The sequence below is a fragment of the Neobacillus sp. Soil_C_43 genome (assembly GCF_057656715.1).
In genome coordinates this window covers 25,525-43,787 of sequence record NZ_JBDGJV010000003.1, presented here as the reverse complement: position 1 = coordinate 43,787, position 18,263 = coordinate 25,525, and the positions used below count along the sequence as shown (strand labels likewise).

The 18,263-nt window shown below is 38.4% G+C and carries 17 protein-coding genes; 11 read left to right on the top strand and 6 right to left on the bottom strand.

What is annotated here, in order from left to right; genetic code table 11:
- Positions 1-354 precede the first annotated feature (354 nt).
- On the bottom strand, positions 355-1,479 hold the full coding sequence (locus tag AC3A54_RS06505; RefSeq protein WP_487653836.1) for a metallophosphoesterase: 1,125 nt from the start codon (positions 1,477-1,479) through the stop codon (positions 355-357).
- Positions 1,480-1,669: 190 nt separating this feature from the next.
- On the opposite strand from AC3A54_RS06505, the gene AC3A54_RS06500 reads away from it, so the two are divergent.
- Complete coding sequence (locus AC3A54_RS06500) at positions 1,670-2,431, top strand: MBL fold metallo-hydrolase (protein WP_487653835.1); 762 nt, start codon at positions 1,670-1,672, stop codon at positions 2,429-2,431.
- 60 nt (positions 2,432-2,491) lie between these two features.
- Here the strand turns inward: AC3A54_RS06500 and AC3A54_RS06495 are convergent, their stop codons facing one another.
- Both AC3A54_RS06495 and AC3A54_RS06490 read right to left on the bottom strand, forming a co-directional pair.
- Positions 2,492-3,004 carry a DinB family protein gene (locus AC3A54_RS06495; RefSeq protein ID WP_487653834.1) on the bottom strand — a complete coding sequence of 171 codons (513 nt, stop codon included), beginning with the start codon at positions 3,002-3,004 and terminating at the stop codon, positions 2,492-2,494.
- A gap of 339 nt (positions 3,005-3,343) precedes the next feature.
- On the bottom strand, positions 3,344-3,796 hold the full coding sequence (locus AC3A54_RS06490; RefSeq protein WP_487653833.1) for a DinB family protein: 453 nt from the start codon (positions 3,794-3,796) through the stop codon (positions 3,344-3,346).
- A gap of 190 nt (positions 3,797-3,986) precedes the next feature.
- Between AC3A54_RS06490 and AC3A54_RS06485 the strand changes: the two genes are divergently transcribed.
- The 3 genes from AC3A54_RS06485 to AC3A54_RS06475 all read left to right on the top strand — a co-directional run bounded on the left by AC3A54_RS06485 (position 3,987) and on the right by AC3A54_RS06475 (position 7,188).
- A complete protein-coding gene (locus AC3A54_RS06485) occupies positions 3,987-4,751 on the top strand; it encodes an MBL fold metallo-hydrolase (RefSeq protein ID WP_487653832.1) in 765 nt (254 codons plus the stop codon).
- Between the two features lie 135 nt (positions 4,752-4,886).
- On the top strand, positions 4,887-5,759 hold the full coding sequence (locus AC3A54_RS06480) for a LysR family transcriptional regulator (protein WP_487653831.1): 873 nt from the start codon (positions 4,887-4,889) through the stop codon (positions 5,757-5,759).
- 166 nt (positions 5,760-5,925) lie between these two features.
- Positions 5,926-7,188, top strand: a complete 1,263-nt coding sequence (locus tag AC3A54_RS06475; protein WP_487653830.1) for an SH3 domain-containing protein — start codon at positions 5,926-5,928, stop codon at positions 7,186-7,188.
- Between the two features lie 130 nt (positions 7,189-7,318).
- Here AC3A54_RS06475 and AC3A54_RS06470 read toward each other — a convergent pair whose 3' ends face one another.
- Positions 7,319-8,986 carry a multicopper oxidase family protein gene (locus AC3A54_RS06470; RefSeq protein ID WP_487653829.1) on the bottom strand — a complete coding sequence of 556 codons (1,668 nt, stop codon included), beginning with the start codon at positions 8,984-8,986 and terminating at the stop codon, positions 7,319-7,321.
- Positions 8,987-9,248: 262 nt separating this feature from the next.
- Here AC3A54_RS06470 and AC3A54_RS06465 point away from each other — a divergent pair, with 262 nt between their 5' ends.
- The 5 genes from AC3A54_RS06465 to AC3A54_RS06445 all read left to right on the top strand — a co-directional run bounded on the left by AC3A54_RS06465 (position 9,249) and on the right by AC3A54_RS06445 (position 14,020).
- On the top strand, positions 9,249-11,675 hold the full coding sequence (locus AC3A54_RS06465) for a heavy metal translocating P-type ATPase (RefSeq protein ID WP_487653828.1): 2,427 nt from the start codon (positions 9,249-9,251) through the stop codon (positions 11,673-11,675).
- A 10-nt stretch (positions 11,676-11,685) separates the two neighbouring features.
- Positions 11,686-12,501 carry a hypothetical protein gene (locus AC3A54_RS06460; protein WP_487653827.1) on the top strand — a complete coding sequence of 272 codons (816 nt, stop codon included), beginning with the start codon at positions 11,686-11,688 and terminating at the stop codon, positions 12,499-12,501.
- A 97-nt stretch (positions 12,502-12,598) separates the two neighbouring features.
- A complete protein-coding gene (locus AC3A54_RS06455; protein WP_335548908.1) occupies positions 12,599-12,943 on the top strand; it encodes a metal-sensitive transcriptional regulator in 345 nt (114 codons plus the stop codon).
- Positions 12,944-12,955: 12 nt separating this feature from the next.
- Positions 12,956-13,162: a copper chaperone CopZ gene (gene copZ, locus AC3A54_RS06450; RefSeq protein ID WP_335548907.1), complete on the top strand. Its 207-nt coding sequence runs from the start codon at positions 12,956-12,958 to the stop codon at positions 13,160-13,162.
- 87 nt (positions 13,163-13,249) lie between these two features.
- Positions 13,250-14,020 (top strand): TatD family hydrolase, encoded by a 771-nt coding sequence (locus AC3A54_RS06445; protein ID WP_487653826.1) that lies wholly within the window; start codon positions 13,250-13,252, stop codon positions 14,018-14,020.
- Between the two features lie 163 nt (positions 14,021-14,183).
- Here the strand turns inward: AC3A54_RS06445 and AC3A54_RS06440 are convergent, their stop codons facing one another.
- The gene (locus tag AC3A54_RS06440) at positions 14,184-15,458 is read right to left on the bottom strand and encodes an MFS transporter (protein WP_487653825.1); all 1,275 of its coding nucleotides are present in this window, start codon (positions 15,456-15,458) and stop codon (positions 14,184-14,186) included.
- Positions 15,459-15,471: 13 nt separating this feature from the next.
- On the bottom strand, positions 15,472-16,779 hold the full coding sequence (locus AC3A54_RS06435) for an alkaline phosphatase family protein (RefSeq protein ID WP_487653824.1): 1,308 nt from the start codon (positions 16,777-16,779) through the stop codon (positions 15,472-15,474).
- A gap of 191 nt (positions 16,780-16,970) precedes the next feature.
- Here AC3A54_RS06435 and AC3A54_RS06430 point away from each other — a divergent pair, with 191 nt between their 5' ends.
- Positions 16,971-17,891 carry an alpha/beta hydrolase gene (locus tag AC3A54_RS06430; RefSeq protein ID WP_487653823.1) on the top strand — a complete coding sequence of 307 codons (921 nt, stop codon included), beginning with the start codon at positions 16,971-16,973 and terminating at the stop codon, positions 17,889-17,891.
- A 55-nt stretch (positions 17,892-17,946) separates the two neighbouring features.
- On the top strand, positions 17,947-18,234 hold the full coding sequence (locus AC3A54_RS06425) for an HNH endonuclease (RefSeq protein WP_487653822.1): 288 nt from the start codon (positions 17,947-17,949) through the stop codon (positions 18,232-18,234).
- Positions 18,235-18,263: the final 29 nt, after the last annotated feature.

Here is an 18,263-nt window from a genome sequence, read left to right as displayed (position 1 = left end):
ATTCTACGTCTGCTTTTTGTTAAAGAAGAGGATAAAAAGTAGAAGTAGAAGGACTCTACGTCTGCTTTTTATTAAAGAAGAGGATAAAAAGTAGAAGTAGAAGGACTCTACGTCTGCTTTTTGTTAAAGAAAAGGATAAAAAGTAGAAGTAGAAGGTCGCTACGTCAACTTTTATATGAAGAAAAGGATGAAAAAGTAGAAGTAGAAGGTCTATACCTACACTTTTTCTTGAAAAATAGGTAAAAGTTTAAGTTGAGAGGCTAAGATAGTGCCTTTTCTTAAATATTTTCCCAAAACAAATACAAAGAAAAAAACTCCCAGCAGAATTATGCTGGGAGTTTTTGTATTAATTTATTAAGATTCACCCACATCAGTAAACGTCACATCTATCTGGATAACTTCTGAACGGCTACCTATCCGTAGGGGGGGACCCCAAAAACCATAGCCAGATGAGACGATGGTATGAAGCTGCTCTCTTTGGAGATAACCCCAGTCCACTTCAAACATTCTACGGGTAATCAAGTGGTTCGGGGCCATTTGCCCTCTGTGGGTATGACCTGAAAGCAGCAGGTCCACTTGATTCTGTGCCGCTTGCTTCACCTCAGCAGGTTGATGGTCCATCATAATAATTGGCAGGGAATGGTCAATATCAGTGAGTAGGTTGTCAATCGGCATTCTGTTGCTATCGGTCTTATCCTTCCTACCTACCAAATAAAAACTATCTGCAATCTTGACGACTTCATCCATTAAGATGGTAATCCCGTTTTGTTTCATTTCCTGCAGGTACTTCGGTATCCCGCCTCCATAATATTCATGATTACCTAGAACACCATAAATACCTAGAGGTGCTGATAACCCGCTCATGATTTTTCCCATGTTCTTCTTGATAAATGGCTCAGGATCATCATCAATAATATCACCTGGCAACAAAATAATATCTGGCTGAAGGGCATTCACTTCCCGAACGAGCCGGCGTGCATGGGCTGGGCCCGATAGTCTGCCAAAGTGCATATCAGAAGCCATGGCAATTTTAAGATGAGACCGAGATTCACCCTGTTTTGGGATCGTAATGGAGAATTTCCGTACAACAGGGCTATAGGCATTAAACGTACCAACAATGAATAGGACAATAAAGGCAGTAAGTACAATCCCTCCTATCCAAATGACCACCGTTGTCTTAGGCAGTCCGAAAAATATTAATGTCAATGCAATCAGGTTGGCAATGGGTAAGAACAAAATAGCATACTGGAGAACTCCAAACCAATAAGATCCAATCATTTTAAATACCGGCAAGCTTTTTAGGAAATGACCAATAATGTAGGAAAAAGAAATTAATGCAATTAGAATCCCATAGGTCCATTTTGTCTCAAGTCCAAAGGAGGAATGGAGCCACAACCAACCGTTCCAGCCAATGTAGAAGGTTAAAGCAGAATAAACAACAATCATAAGCAGGAAATTTATAATATAGCGTGGTTTCATATGACAGCTCCTTCGATATAAAAAACATGAATAGTAGTTCAAGTATTGCATGTAGAGAAAACACTGTCAACAAAACACCACTGTGGCATTCCATACTATAACTTCTAGTAATGAATGTATAAGTTTTATCTATTTCCTATTTTTGATTCTTCACTATATTCTATTCTTATAGAAACCAATACAGGAAGGAATGAATACCTTGAACATTCAATTAATCAGACATGCAACAATAAAACTCCAGTTTAACGGGCAGACAATACTAGTTGATCCGATGTTTAGTTTAAAGAGTACACTTGCACCGGTCGCAAATGCAGCCAATGAATTCCAAAATCCTTTAGTTGATCTGCCTATACCGGTAGAAGAAATGGTAAGTGAAATAAACGCAATAATCATCACCCATTCACACCGGGACCATTTAGATGATCGAGCAATCGAATTTCTGCCGAAAGACCTCCCTGTTTTTTGCCAGCCAGAGGATGAAGAAAAACTGATTAGTCTAGCATTTAAAGATGTGAGGAGCGTGGAGCACGAAACAGTATGGAGAGGAATTCAATTCAAAAGAACCGGCGGACAACATGGGACGGGTGAACTAGGGAAACTTATGGGCCCAGTGTCAGGGTTTGTTTTACAAGCGGAAAATGAGCCTGTTGTCTACGTAGCAGGGGATACCATCTGGTGTTCGGAAGTAGAGGAAGCAATTTCAAATTATTCGCCGGAAGTTATTGTACTAAATGGAGGGGAAGCACAATACTTAACGGGAGACCCAATAACGATGGGGGTAATGGACATTGAAAAGGTTCATAGGGCCAGCCCTTCTTCAAAAATAGTAGTGGTCCACATGGAATCATGGAATCATTGCTTGTTAACCAGACGGGACCTAAGGCAATATATCGAAACCAATAAGCTGTCAAATATATTTGTTCCCAATGATGGGATGATTCTTAATTTCTAGTTATAGTTTTTTGTAAAAGAATAGCTTGGCAGCTACTCGCCAAGCTATATTTTTAACTTTTCATGTACCGATTCCTAAAAGAAATTTATTTTCTTTAATTTGGTCAATATGCCGTTGTTCATGTAAATATATTAGTTCAACCCATTGGTCTAGAGGCAATTCACCAAAGACAGGATGAACCACTGATTTTTCCTCCAGGATTGACTTGTCTTTTACTGTCTTAAGAACAGTTAACAAATAGTTTCTCGAATCATTTAATAAATCAATTACTTCTAGAACATCAATTGGTTCCAAATTTGGTTTAACTATTTCTGGAGCCTCAATCTTCTTCGTTCGATCCAACGCATGATGGAGGTTTTTTCGTTTTACCTGATTGTTAGGTATTTGTTTTAGTCCATATTCAATAGCACGCGTAAATGATTTTTCCGTTAGAACTAAGTGATGACTAACTTGAGCTATACTCCACGTATTAGTATCAGGACTTTTGTTGAATTCTTCATAACCAAGTAGACTAATTTCATTTAACAGTCTATTTCTTGTATCTGACAGATTTTCATTATGTAGATTACTCAAAAATACTCCCCCTTACAACTAATAGAATCCAAGGTAATTCTTCCTCTGAATAAATCCTCTTTATAAAAACAAACTTTTCTACTTAATTTTATTTTATCACTTGTTCCTATAACCTAGTACTTAATTCTGAAAAAATATGGAAAAAGATGTATGACAATAGTGTAAAGGTATTATTTTAATAGTTGCAACAATTACTTAATCAAGTAGGTGGAATCGTAACCATCTTGCACAACAAGAATTACCCTTCCTCCATCATATTGCCAATTGTAAAATAAAGATAAAAGGCTGTTGATTGGAATCTACAATCAACAGCCTTTTTTAGTCATTCACAGCTGAATATTACCTTTGCTCGTACACTTCTTTTATTTGTTTCATATGGTGTTCATCATGTTCCACCATACCTAATAAATAGTTTTCAAGTGTTAATGTTGTCTCTCCTATGGTAAAGGAAGTCTGAAGATTAGCTTTTTCTAACGCATCGAGTAGGTTTTTACGGTTGGTGATAAACCTATCGATCAAGTTATTTTTACTTATACCGGAATGGGCAAAGTTTTGAGCATCAGAGTTAATCGCTTGGACATCGACTTGTCCAGATGGCAGGGTATCACCACTTAACATCAATGGTAGTCTTGAATTTTGTATGTACTGATCCCACAGTAAAAGATGGGCAACGATGGCAGCGGACGACCACTTTCCTTCACTAATAGGTGAGAAGAAAATACGATCGTCTTCCACTTGTTTTATTTCCTCTAAAAATGGAATGATGGTGCCGAATTGTGAGACAACATTCATAGAAAAACCTCCTTAATTTATTTTACTTTAATCATAGAATACCAGTTTTTAGGTGCACTAGGGAATGTTCTTTTGTCATACGATAATAACAATTAGTTATAGGTTTATTACTTTTTAGAATTACCTTTGCTAACCGCAAAGCTGATAGTATAAAAGCAGAAGATGTTCCAAGAAGTGGAGGTAAAAATTAATGAAGCTTAAAAAATTATCATGGGCTAGTATATTAATAAGAACGAAAGAAACAACTGTCCTAGTTGACCCACTAGGGGGACCCATAAAGGGACAGGATAAACCACTGGCTGCAAAAATTGGTGATCCCTTGGAACCACTGATTTCATTGGAAACGATAGAGCAACCAGACGTGATTTTGATAACACATGTTCATCCAGATCATTTTGATTATCAATCGGTTCTTCAACATTTTGGTGAGAATGTAAAAATCTTTGTTCCAATGGATTCTAGTGATTATGTAAAAAAGCTTGGTTTTCGTCATGTGGCGGGGGCTCATCCGAATGATGAGTTCGGCTATAAGGATGTAAGGATGATTGCTTCCTATTCAGTGGATGGCTTTGGTTCCCCTCAAGTCTCTTGGATCATTAAGGATGAAGAGCATACGGTCCTACATTGCGGTGACACTCAGTGGCATGGATATTGGTGGAGAATGGAGAATCAATATGGGCCTATTCATGCAGCATGTCTTCCAGTCAATGGTCCAATCTTACAAGTAGTAGGGTTAAAGGAACAAAGTCAATTACCAGCATGCTTAACCCCAGAAGAGGCAGTAGAAGCAACAAAAATATTAGGTGCTAAGCTAATTCCTATTCATTACTCCACCTTTAACAATCCTCCATATTACAGTGAAGCTGAAAATATTGAAGAAAGATTAATGAAGCAAGCCAATCTGCGTGGTGTTGAAGTAACATTCCTGAAAACAAATGAGCAGATAATTATTTAGATATTGTCTCAATTGACCTCATTAAAAGGGGTCTTTTTAGTGTGATTTTCATTCACATATGGTCCTCTTTAATGTAATCTGAAGGTAAGGGAAAAATTGGATGAATAACTAAATCATTAAGAGGATTTGATATCCATGTTAAAACTAATTCAGTTAAAATATTTTGTTACTACGGTAGAAGCAGGTAGTGTTACGACAGCGGCAAGAAGTCTATTCATCTCACAACCAGCGCTCTCAAAACAGATCACGCAACTTGAGAGTGAGTTAAATTGTGAACTGTTTTTAAGGAAAACGACTGGAATAGAATTAACCGAAGCAGGTAAACATTTGTACCAAAAAGGGATTGAATTATTAAAAGCTGCCGAAGAGCTTTCGTCTGAAATGAATCAATATGCAAAAAAACAAACCATTAAGATCGGAGCGCTGCCAAGCATTGGCACACATTTTCTTCCTGCCGTGGTGAACAGGTTAAGAGAAGAATATAAAATCGAGGTTTTAATTAAGGATACAACTGAAGAATTGGTGCGGTTAGTCGAAAACAATCAGGCTGATTTTGTTTTTGCTCAAGATGTGGTCAGTAATCGGAATTTTGTAATGGAGAATATATGTTGGGAGCCATATGATGCGATCCTACCGATGTCAGTGATTAGCAGGGGGGTATCGCCACTTTCAATAACCGAATTTGTGGAAAATCAACTAATTATTCATAAGCATCCATGCGACATTCGCTCATTTTTTGAGAAGTATTGTAAAAAGAATAAAATTGAATTTGAACTGGGGATCGAATTAGAAACAAATGAATCCATCGTTGCCTTTGTTTCGAGCGGTCTAGGTGCTTCTATCATGCCAAGAATGGTTTCCCAAAATGTCAAAGACCAGTCGGCTTTAATTATGGAATTTGCAGATGAACAATTCGGCAGAAGTATTGACCTTTTATATAAACCATCTTCAAAAAAGCTCGCAAAAACAATCATTGTTTTTTCAAAAGAATATATATCTGAAAGTTAAAAGGTACACTCACGTGTGCTTTTTTTCTCCTATTTTTATCCTATAGTAATTTTTTTTACCTCTAGAGTGGATTTATGGAAGAAATGAGGACACAAAATCACAACATTCCTCGAATACACTATGGGGAGAAAGATACATCTTAAGAGAGAAATAGGAGAAGAGTAATATGACTAGAGAATTATTTATTAATGGTGAACTGACATTAATTAGAACAGAAACGCATGGAAAAAGAAAGAAAACAAAAAGTGAACCACCAATTTTTACTTCAAGGATGGAAAAGAGGGAATACTATAAGTCTTTCAATTACTTTGACATCCGAAATGTAATAGATGTAAAAGGACTTCTTCATGATATTCATACAAATTTACATACATATGTTTTAAAAGTTAACGAATGGGTTCAAAACAGTCCAGTAAAAAAACTTGTAGTAACTGGCATTTTTACCGTTATGTTCGGGATTTTTTCCAATACTGCAAATGCATCATTTATACAGGAATACACATATCAGGTTAAAAATAGTGAAAAAATTGAGGATATTGCTGCTGCACATGGAGTAACAGCTCAAGAAATATTAGAGGCCAATGGGCTGTCTTCAATTGAAGGTAAAAAAATTTTATTACCAAAAGTTCAAAATCAAACGGTTACCGCTAAGAAACTAAATATTCGATCACAACCCAGCACTGCAAGTAGTATTATTGGTCAATATCAAAAAGGCGATATTGTTAAAGTTTCATTTATTGAAAATGGATGGGCGGCTATTCTTATTAAAGGACAAGTTTGTTTTCTGAGCGCTGAATATCTTACAACCAGCGCACCAACTGGAGACCAAAATAGTATAACCACTAATCCTCAAATAAAAACAACCATGTATGTAACTGCTTCATCGTTGAAAGTCAGACAGGCAGCTTCTACAAATAGTGCGGTATTAGATTCATTAAAATTAAACGAGAGTGTATCTGTAATATCTATTGATAGTGGTTGGGCTAAGATTAATTTCAATGGAAAAGTGGCGTTTGTTAGTGAAGTCTATTTAATTGGTAAGGAACAAACAAATACAAATACAAATACAACTGTGTACGTGATCAAAGTCGGAGATACTTTTACAAAAATTAGTAAGGTGTTTGGTGTCTCTGTTTCATTAATCCAGGAATTAAATCCAACAGTAGATCCGTCAAAGTTGAAAATTGGACAAGAAATCAAAATCCCTTTAGCTACTTCATCTAATTCTAATCAATTAATAGTAACAGCTCATATAGGAGGGATAGACCCCCAGGGTACCTTTCGTTTTATCACATCTGACGGTAAAACACATGTAGCCAAAGCAACGGGCAACATGATAAATGAATTATTTCATCAGCAAGGAAAAACAATAACATTAACACTAGAAGGAAATAGGGGTCAAATATTGACTTTACTATATCTTCAATAAAAGCATACAAAAAATATTTTTAGCCTCCATGTGGGGCTTTTTTTTACAGGTAAAAAATAGATTGAAAATAAAAAAAAGCTGCCACCATTAGAAATATAGGTGTCAGCTTGCAGTAATAAAACTTGTGTTGTCAATGTTCGTCATCGTCTTCAAAATCACTATCACAGTCGAAACACTGAGCGAACGAATCATCTGGACATTGTTCAGGAATCGGTTCACATGGGTTAAAGTTATGATTATCGAGTACTTCCAATGGTCTCATCATTTCATGGTCTTCATGCTCAAGGATGTGGCAGTGCCATGGGTAGATTCCTTTAAACGGTCCAAAACGTGCAATAATACGAGTGACCTCTCCTGGGTTGGCACGAACGGTATCTTTCCATCCCCTCTCGCTTGGTTCAGGTGGATGTGGCGGCCATACTATAAGATTAGGACCATTTGGATCACCTGTAAACGGAGCACGATTCAATATTTGAAAGGTAACAAGGTGCAAGTGGATAGGGTGTGTGTCCGGTGTAGTATTGTAAAGTTCCCAAATCTCTATCGTCCCATTATATGGTGTTTCTGTAAGTGGCAACTGATCCCATTCCATGTTATTTAATAATAGTTTTAAACGCCCGAATTCATCTGTAGATTCGACTAAGAGGTTTTTTCGTACGATTACAGCATCCTTTGGATCAAGGTGTTCCAAACAACTCAACTTTTTTGGAATTTCACTATTGTCTGGTTCGTGCAATGTATCTTTGACACGAAATTCCATAATCTGTGTAAGATCTTCAGAAGGTGGTTCGCCGTTAGGGAATGGTGCTGGCGCGTCATTTGTTAAGAGGATTCTTTCACCTTTGTGATTAGAAAAATCAATTATTACATCAACACGTTCAGCTGGTGCAAGGGTGATATGGGATACGGTGATGGGTTTATCCAAAAGTCCTCCTTCCGTACCAATTTGGATAAATTTTTGTCCAGAGCTCAACCGTATATGGTAAAAACGAGCATTGGAGCCATTAAGGATACGGAACCGGTATTTCCGCGGCTCTACCCTTAGATAAGGCCATACTTTTCCGTTGACTAGGATGGTATTGCCAAAAAACTCAGGTACAACTGAGGGATTTGGTAGGTTTGGATCTACTGGTGGAGGCGGTTGTGGTGCTGGAGGCGGCTCATGGCCTGGCTGGGTTGGATAGAACAGTTCACCATTAGGATAGAACGAACGATCTTGGATGACCAGCGGAATTTCAAATTTTCCACTTGGCAGGTTCAATTCTTCCTCTTCTTCATCTCGGAGGAGATAGAAGCCTGCAAGCCCTGCATAAACGTTCAAACGAGTGATTCCAAGTGCATGGTCATGATACCATAGCGTTGCAGGGCGTTGACAGTTTGGATAATAGTAGATTTTATGCGCGAATTTCGGACCAACATTTTTAAAATCTCGTGTAAACCAAGCCTCTGGATATCCGTCATTTTCCGGTTTAACCCGACCTTCATGCAAATGTACAACTGTCCTCACAGAAGGTTTGTCTGGTTCTGCCCCATGAATAGTTCGATCCACAGGTAGCAGGTGTTCAAAGGGCAATTTATTTTTCCACTTGACTAAAATAGGGTGATTTCTTCTTGCTTCAAATGTAGGACCTGGATACATCCCGTTGTAACCCCAAACGGTAGTTGGCGGCAAATCGCGATGTAACTTCTGTGTGACTTGTTTCATAGTAACTTTATAAAATGGGAGGCCATCACGTTCACCTTTTGGTCTTATGACAGAAGGAATCGGTAATGCATCAACAAATTTTTTTAAAGACATTTATCCGCCACCTTTCAAAAAATTAGAATCTCCCTTCAATCTATTTTTTACCTATTTATGTTATGCGAAAAAAAACCGGAACAGAACCTTTATAAATTACTCTATAATAAGGCTTTTTGGCTTTATTAAAAAAATTGGTTATAAATTTTATTTTTTTGTTGACATTATAGGGTAGGGGGGTATAGTATTAAAACATAAGATAAATTACCAAATCAAGGAATATCAAAATCATCTAACGGTTGAATAGATGGGAGGAAGAAAAATGAGCGAATTAAAAGAAACACAACTACCAATAACCGGGATGACCTGTGCTGCTTGTGCCATCCGAATCGAGAAAGGTTTAAATAAGCTTGAAGGGGTAGAAACCGCTAACGTGAACTTAGCCCTTGAAAAAGCGACCATAAAATTTGATCCTGCTGTAACAAACGTTGACGATTTTATGAAGAAAGTAAATGATCTCGGATATGGTGTTTTAGCAGAAAAAGTCGAACTCGATATAATCGGTATGACCTGTGCTGCCTGTGCAGCAAGAATTGAGAAGGGACTAAACAAACTTAGCGGAGTTAATAAAGCAACTGTAAATTTAGCTTTGGAAACAGCCAGTGTAGAGTTTAACTCATCGCAAATCACCATCCAAGAAATTCTGAAAGCCGTTGATAAGATAGGGTATGAGGCGAAGGTGAAGAAAGAGAAAACCACCGAAGCTGCCGACCATCGTGAAAAAGAAATCGAAAAACAAAAAGGAAAGTTTCTCTTTTCACTTATCCTTGCGTTTCCACTATTATGGGCAATGGTTGATCATTTTGAGTTTACATCTTTTATTTATCTGCCTGACATGCTGATGAATCCTTGGGTGCAATTAGCACTCGCAACTCCGGTTCAATTCATTGTTGGAAAGCAATTTTATGTAGGAGCATTTAAGGCTCTTAGAAATGGTAGTGCCAATATGGATGTGCTAGTTGCGCTTGGAACATCTGCTGCTTTTTTTTACAGTCTATATATCATTATTTCAGCAATTGGGTCCGGCCAAATGATGTTTGAATTGTACTTTGAAACAAGTGCTGTATTGATATCCCTTATTCTGTTAGGAAAATTGTTTGAGGCTCGGGCAAAAGGTCGTTCCTCTGAAGCCATCAAGAAACTAATGGGGCTTCAAGCCATAACGGCAACTGTTGTAAGGGATGGTAAGGAAATAGAAGTTACATTAGAAGAAGTAATAGTTGGTGACCTGATTCTTGTGAAGCCGGGGGAAAAGATTCCGGTTGATGGAGAAATTATTGAAGGACGTTCTGCACTCGACGAATCCATGCTGACAGGAGAAAGTGTACCAGTGGATAAAACTATAGGAGATCCAGTTATCGGTGCTACGATTAACAAAAATGGGTTTCTAAAAATCAAGGCAACCAAGGTTGGAAGAGATACGGCCCTTGCACAGATTATTAAAGTGGTTGAAGAAGCGCAAGGATCAAAGGCACCTATCCAACGTTTAGCAGACCAAATCTCCGGAATATTTGTTCCAATAGTTGTAGGGATTGCGGTTGTAACATTCTTGGTATGGTTTTTCTTAGTGAGTCCTGGGAATTTCGCTGAAGCTTTAGAAAAAATGATCGCCGTTCTTGTTATTGCTTGTCCGTGTGCATTAGGTCTGGCAACACCAACCTCTATTATGGCGGGCTCCGGACGTGCAGCTGAAGCTGGAATTTTATTTAAGGGTGGAGAGCACCTAGAAAGAACACACCGCATTACTACTGTTGTTTTAGATAAAACAGGTACGGTTACAAATGGAAAACCAGAACTAACTGATGTCATCGTAACAGCTGATCTTGAGGAAACAACATTTTTACAATTGGTAGGTACTGCTGAGAAACAATCTGAGCACCCATTAGCAGAAGCAATTGTTAATGGCATTAAAGAAAGAGGTATCGATTTATTAGCTGCCGAAGAATTTGAAGCTATTCCTGGATATGGAATTAGAGCTACTGTTGACGACAAAGAGTTATTAATTGGTACACGAAAATTAATGAACAAATACTCTATTGCATTCCAATCAGCGGAGTACAGGATGGAATCTCTCGAGGAAAACGGGAAAACAGCCATGCTAGTGGCGATTGATCAACAGTATGCTGGAATTGTTGCCGTGGCTGATACGGTAAAAGAAACGTCAAAAGCGGCGATCCGAAAATTAAAAGATATGGGCCTTGAAGTCATCATGATGACGGGTGATAATACACGAACTGCGAAAGCCATTGCGGATGAAGTAGGTGTCGATGCAGTGGTGGCAGAAGTTTTACCAGAAGGAAAAGCGGATGAAGTGAAGAAGCTTCAAAACCAAGGTAAACGAGTAGCGATGGTTGGTGATGGAATCAATGATGCACCAGCCTTGGCCATTGCGGATATTGGCATGGCAATTGGAACCGGAACTGATGTAGCTATGGAAGCAGCTGATATCACATTAATGAGAGGCGATTTAAATAGTATTGCAGATGCAATCGACATGAGTAAGAAAACCATCCGAAATATTAAACAAAATCTTTTCTGGGCCTTTGGTTATAACACATTAGGAATTCCAGTGGCAGCAATTGGTTTCTTGGCACCTTGGCTGGCGGGAGCTGCAATGGCGTTTAGCTCCGTGTCCGTTGTTTTAAATGCACTCAGGTTACAGCGAGTGAAATTAAATAATCAGGAATAGGAGCGGTTCTATGAAAAAGTGGGCAATATCCGCCATTGTGTATCTACTGATCGTCATTGGTGCCTATACGGCATATGACAAATTTTCTGATAAAGAAGTGGATCATAGTAAAGCAAACAGTCATGAAACAGCGGCAAATACAGAAGGACATGGTCATAAAGAAGCAACAGGAGGACATGAGCATGAAGGAGGTGAGGTGAAAACAACCTTCTTATATAAGGATGGAAAAATAACCATTGTTCTGAATGACGCAAATGGCAAACCAGTAGACGATCTAGAAGTAAATCATGAGAAACTCCTTCACTTAATCGTAGTAGATGAACATTTAAATCAATATTTGCACTTACATCCCGAAAAGGTAGGGGAAGGTAGATTTCAGTTATCGCAGGAATTAAAGGATGGAGCCTATAAAGCGTTTATCGATATCAAGCCTGAAAAACTAAACTATCATGTGACTCCAGTGGCTTTTACAGTAGGAAAACAACAAGATGCACATAGTCATAACAACCTTAATGCTGATCAATCTTTCGTAAAAACGATTGATGGAAAAACAGCCGAAATGGAAGTTAGTTCGTTTGATGCAATAAAACCTGTTACACTTACATTTAATGTGGATGAATCATCACTAGAACCTTATCTAGGTGCAGCAGGGCATGTTGTTATCTTAAATGAAACAGCGGACCAATACCTGCACGTTCACCCTCTGAATGAAAACGAGCCAGTCTTTGAAACACAGTTTGATCAACCAGGAAAGTACAAAATTTGGGCTGAATTTAAACAAGATGGAAAGGTAAGAGTGTTTTCATACGTCATCGAAATCAAATAAGGGAATAAGCCAATAAGTTTGAAAAGTTGTCAACTTACACCCTTCGCATTACCATACGGGGGTATGATATAATGAATCAAAAAAGGGAGGCGTATAAATGGCCAATGAACATGAGGTGGACGCGATGGTTGAGGAGTCATGCTGTGATCATGAAGGAAGTCATCGAAAAAGCCACCATTCGGATAAGGTGAAAAATAACCTGGTGACTAGATTAAATCGAATTGAGGGTCAGATCCGCGGGATTAAGGGGTTAATTGAAAAAGATACGTATTGTGATGATGTGATTAACCAGATCTCTGCAACTCAATCCGCGTTAAATAGTGTAGCCAAAATCTTGTTGGAAGGCCACATGAAAAGCTGCGTAGTGGAGCGAATCCAAGAAGGCGATTTCGAAGTGCTAGATGAAGTTCTAGTAACTATTCAAAAATTAATGAAAAAATAGGAGGAATTTATAATGGAACAAGTAACTTTAAATGTAAGCGGAATGTCTTGTGGTCATTGTGTGAAAGCAGTAGAAGGAAGTGTTGGCGGCCTTCAGGGTGTGAAGAAAGTTGCCGTACAACTTGATAAGGGTCAGGTAGATGTAGAATTTGATTCTAGTGTTGTTACACTTAGCACGATTAAAGAAACAATTGATGATCAAGGCTATGATGTAAAATAAAATAGGTTGGAGCACTTGGGTTCGATAGCCTGAGTGCTTTTTTGTATAATTTTAATTATGAACGTTTCAAAAAAGGGGATGGACATAATGAGAATGATAGATGCACATATCCATTTAGATCAATATAGTGATCAGGAATTAACTAGTTTACTAGACGACTCCCAATCGATTCATGCAATGGTTACCGTTTCGAATCATCTTACATCGTGTAAAAGGAATCTCCAATTATCACAAACCTTCACTAAGGTGAAACCGGCGTTTGGTTTTCACCCAGAACAGCCTCTTCCAACAGATGAGGAGAAAAGTGAACTCCTTTCGTGGATTGATGACCATCAGGATGAAATGATTGCGATTGGAGAGGTGGGACTTCCTTATTACCTACGGCTTGAAAATAAAATAACTGCTAGTCAGTTTGACCAATACGTGGAACTAGTAGAGGTTTTCATACAACTAGCCAAGAAATATGACAAACCTGTTGTGCTCCATGCTGTTTATGAGGATGCACCTGTTGTGTGTGATTTATTGGAAAAGCATTCAATCTTAAAAGCACATTTTCATTGGTTTAAAGGGGATAGCAAAACGATAACAAGAATGATAGGAAATGGATATTATATTTCGGTTACACCGGATGTTGTGTACAAAGAAGAGATTCAAGATATAGTTGCTAAGGTTCCGTTAGAGAGACTTATGGTCGAAACAGATGGCCCATGGCGCTTTAAAGGCCCTTTTCTTGGACAAATGACTCATCCCAACATGATGCAACATTCAATCAGTAAAATCGCTTCTATAAAAAAAGGTAAACCAACTGAAGTTGCCGACATCCTACTGCAAAACACAAGAGATTTTTATTCGATTTAAGGTGAATGGCTTATTTTTCGGTAAACTTGGCTCATTTTGTGTGGGGACTGGCTTATTTTTCGGTAAACTTGGCTCATTTTTTCAGAGTATCGGCTTTTTTACCTATATTTTCCAATAAAACTCTGTTAAAAAACCAGTTCCCCAACGGAAACTGGTCCTAAAATTATTGAGATAACGTAGGGGACTTCGAAACATCTTCTGCTTCCGGTACCCGCAATAGAATGATGCCACCGATGATAAACAAAACAATCAAACTGAACACGCCGCTATTCGTATTGCCTGTCATTTGGGCCGTAAATCCGACTAAAAACGGTCCTAATATCGCAGCAAACTTATAAAAAATACTATAGAACCCAAAGAATTCGTTAGAGCTTTCTTTTGGAACAAGCTTTGCAAAATAAGAACGGCTTAGTGCCTGAATCCCACCTTGGGAAGATGCGACAAGCATCGCAAGAATCCAGAAATCTAAAGTCGTCTTTAGGAAATAAGCATACGTACAGATCACGATATAAATAAAGATTCCAACGAGCAGCATCGTTTTACTTTTGAATTTATCTGCAAGTCTGCCATATAAAACGGCAAACGGTGCAGCCACTACTTGTGTCGCAAACAAAATAATTAATAGGTTGGTTGAATCAATACCCAAATCAGAACCGTAGGCGGTAGACATAGTAATAATGGTATTAACTCCATCAATATAAAAGAAATAGGCTAATAAGAATAGAAATAAAGGACGGTAAAGCTTAATTTTCTTAAAGGTGACAAAGAGCTGCTTGAAACCATTTGAAATAGGGTTTGCGACCCTTTCCTTATAATAAACCTGCTTTACATGTTTTAGCATAGGAATCGTGAACAATCCCCACCATAAAGCGGTGATAGCAAACGCTGCCTGACTTGCTACCGAAACGGTTAAAGGAAGGACTCCTCTATCAGATAAAAGAATTAGTGCGATTCCGATAATAAAAGGGATTGTACTACCGATATATCCCATCGCATATCCCCGCGATGAAATCTTATTCATTCGTTCCTCGGTCGTGACATCCACCAGAAAGGCATCATAGAAAATATTTGTACCACCAAATCCGATAACGGTGATCATATAACAAATTAATAAAATGAGCCATTGGTTACTCGGGACAACGGCTAACAACAAAGTAAACACAATTCCTAGCGCAAAGAAAAAGGTAAAGAACCGTTTCTTAAACCCCTTGAAATCAGCAATGCTTCCTAAAATAGGAGCACAAAGCGATATTAGGAGAGTAGCAAACGAATTTGCATATCCCCAATAGGCTGTAGACGTGGAAGCAGCAAGGCCTGCATCTTTAGCAGCGGCCTTAAAATACAACGGAAAAATGGCTGTGGTAATCAGGATAGAGTAGGCAGAGTTTGCCCAGTCATAAAACACCCAGCTCTTTTCTTGCTTTGACATCCGACTCATTCATTTTCCCCCTTTAGAAAGCTAATAGTTCTTCGATAACCCTTCCATCTGTATTTCCTAAGCTGACACCTAGAAGTCTCGCAAATGTTGGGCCTTCATCAATGAGACGGATTGAAGGCAGGGTGATGGGCCTAATTCCTTTCCCTGATGCCATTAAAATGGTTCCGTAATTTTCTTTTTCGGGAGAATAACCGTGACAGGCTAATGTATACTTTTTATCAGCTGCAGCATCCTCTTTAGTGACCTGCTTGATGTACTCCCCTTCAAAATCTTCTAAAAAATAATAACCACGAGCCGCTTCGACCATAAACGCGCATGTTCCATCTGCTCCTTTTTCAGCGGCTTGTTCTCCTGTTAAAAACCCCTCAATTCCAGAAGTAGGATCTTTGATTAATGTTTCTAATAATTGCTTTACTTCATTTAAAGTAGCTGAATCATGTGCATCTTTTATGTAAATATATGCAGAGCCATCACAACTTTTACAATAAGCCTTCCAATTTATTATTTTCCCTTTTGAATTGGTCGATAGTAGATTTTGCTTCTTGAACAATACATTTAAATTGACAGCTTTATTTTCATCAAGGGCACTATGGTCACCTAATGCAACTATGGTTGAATTTTCATAGATACCACTTTCCTTTAACGCATCAATGATTCTCCCTAGACGAAGGTTATGGCGTTTTAAAGCAGCCATGGCTTCTTCTGAAGAAAAACCATGAAAATGGCGCTGGGTATCTAGGTCCGTAAAATGGACCATTAATAAATTTGGCTTCTTTGTTTTAATTGTGTGAACCGTTGACTCTAACACAAAGTCATCGAGTTCTGGCTGATTCAACCCGTTACGGATATGGCCGAAACGTTGATTTAGCTCTAATTGATAGCGGGGAGTTCCGTTCATGAGAGACACCACAATTTGATTATGCCATGGGCGGTTTGCAAAGATTTCGGGCATATTATAGTCAATATTTGCTTTGCCCGTTACGGGCCATAATAATGCCGCAGTTGTCATATTGGCCTTTTTCACTTCATCATATAAAGTAGTCCCTCGAATACAATTTCTGAACCAATTCCAATCTGGCGATATCATACCTGGCTGTAAGAGTGTATTATTTATGATTCCATGCCGATTAGGATAATTTCCAGTTACGATAGTCGCATGACAAGGATAGGTAACAGAAGGATAGATTGTTTTAACATTTTCAACGTAGGATCCATTGTTTAAAATGGTTTGAAAATGAGGCATGTCTTTTAGGATTGGAAAATCTAATGCGGATAGACAATCAAATGAAATGATTATTAAATGTTCGGTAAGACGAGTCATGATATACCTCCAAAAATAGTACCTCTTATTCAAATTGTACTACAGCAATTGGTCAAAATGTTACAGAATTTTTACAAAATTTATAATATATATGCAAAACTGAGGAATCCAAAATTTGTTGTTATAATAGAGGAAGATTTTTCTAGTATAATGAAAGTAGTCACTTTTTATGAAAAAAAGGAGTAAACGCCATGCCGAGTTTCCGAAGTTATTTTATCGAAAAAGGAATTAAATGGTCGGTGAAAAGAGCATTTCGCAAGGAAGTAATTGATAAGGGGATGGACGAGAAAAGGCAGATGCTAGATTCAGCGGCCAGGAGGTTAGGAAAACTCCCAGAAGACTGCAGAATCGAAAAACTTGAAATTGAAGGATTATATGCAGAATGGATTTCTACGAGCCGAGCAATGGATGGAAAGGTTATTCTTTATTTACACGGAGGCGGTTACGCCTTCTGCTCAGCGAATACTCATCGGCCACTAGCAGCAAGAATTGGGAAAGCGGCAGGTGTAAAGGTGTTGTTCCCTGAGTATCGGCTTGCGCCAGAGCATCCATTTCCAGCCGCCATTGAAGATGCGATCAATGTGTACCGATGGCTTATCCGTCAAGGCTATCATTCTAAGGATATTATTTTTGCAGGGGACTCTGCTGGCGGTGGCTTAAGTATAGCCGCAACATTAGTCTTAAGAGACCAAAATGAACCAATGCCAGCCGCGATTGTTTGTCTCTCCCCGTGGGTGGATTTAACAAGTAGTGGGGAAAGCTATAGGAAAAATAAAGAAAAGGATCCTTACTTAAATCTAGGCGGTGTGAGGAAAGCCGCTAGTATGTATGCAGGAACTGAAGCACTTGATCATCCGCTTATTTCTCCTGTGTTTGCTGATTTTACAGGATTTCCACCCCTGTTTATTCAAGCTGGTAATCATGAAATCCTCCAAAGTGATGCAGAAAAATTGGCTGCTCAGGCTCGAGCCGCAGGTGTAAATGTATCGTTTAAGGTTTGGGATGGAATGTGGCATGTTTGGCAAATAAGTGGGAATGTATTGCCTGAAGCAAAAAGAGCTATTTATGAAATAGGGGAGTTTGTGAAAAGGACCTTCAGACAAAAGGATTGAGTGGAAACTTTTTTAAACTTCAGTTAGCTTTGAATGACAAAAAGTAGGTGAAAAGTTGTTTGCATTGTGTGAATTATGTGCGCGAGAAGGTGTTGAGATTACCGAGCACCATTTAATCCCTCGAGAAGAAGGAGGCGGGAAATTAGCAAAAGCTAACCTTTGCATTCCATGCCATAAACAAATCCACGCCCTATATACGAATAAAGAACTTGCTTTACGCTTAACTACAATTGCGGATTTAAAGAAAGATGAAAAGGTTAGTAAATTCATTAAGTGGATCAGAAAACAGCCAGCGACCACCTTGATTAAAACAAAACGATCAAATGATAATCCTAGAAGATAAAAAGTGAAGGTGTAACAAGAACCTTCACT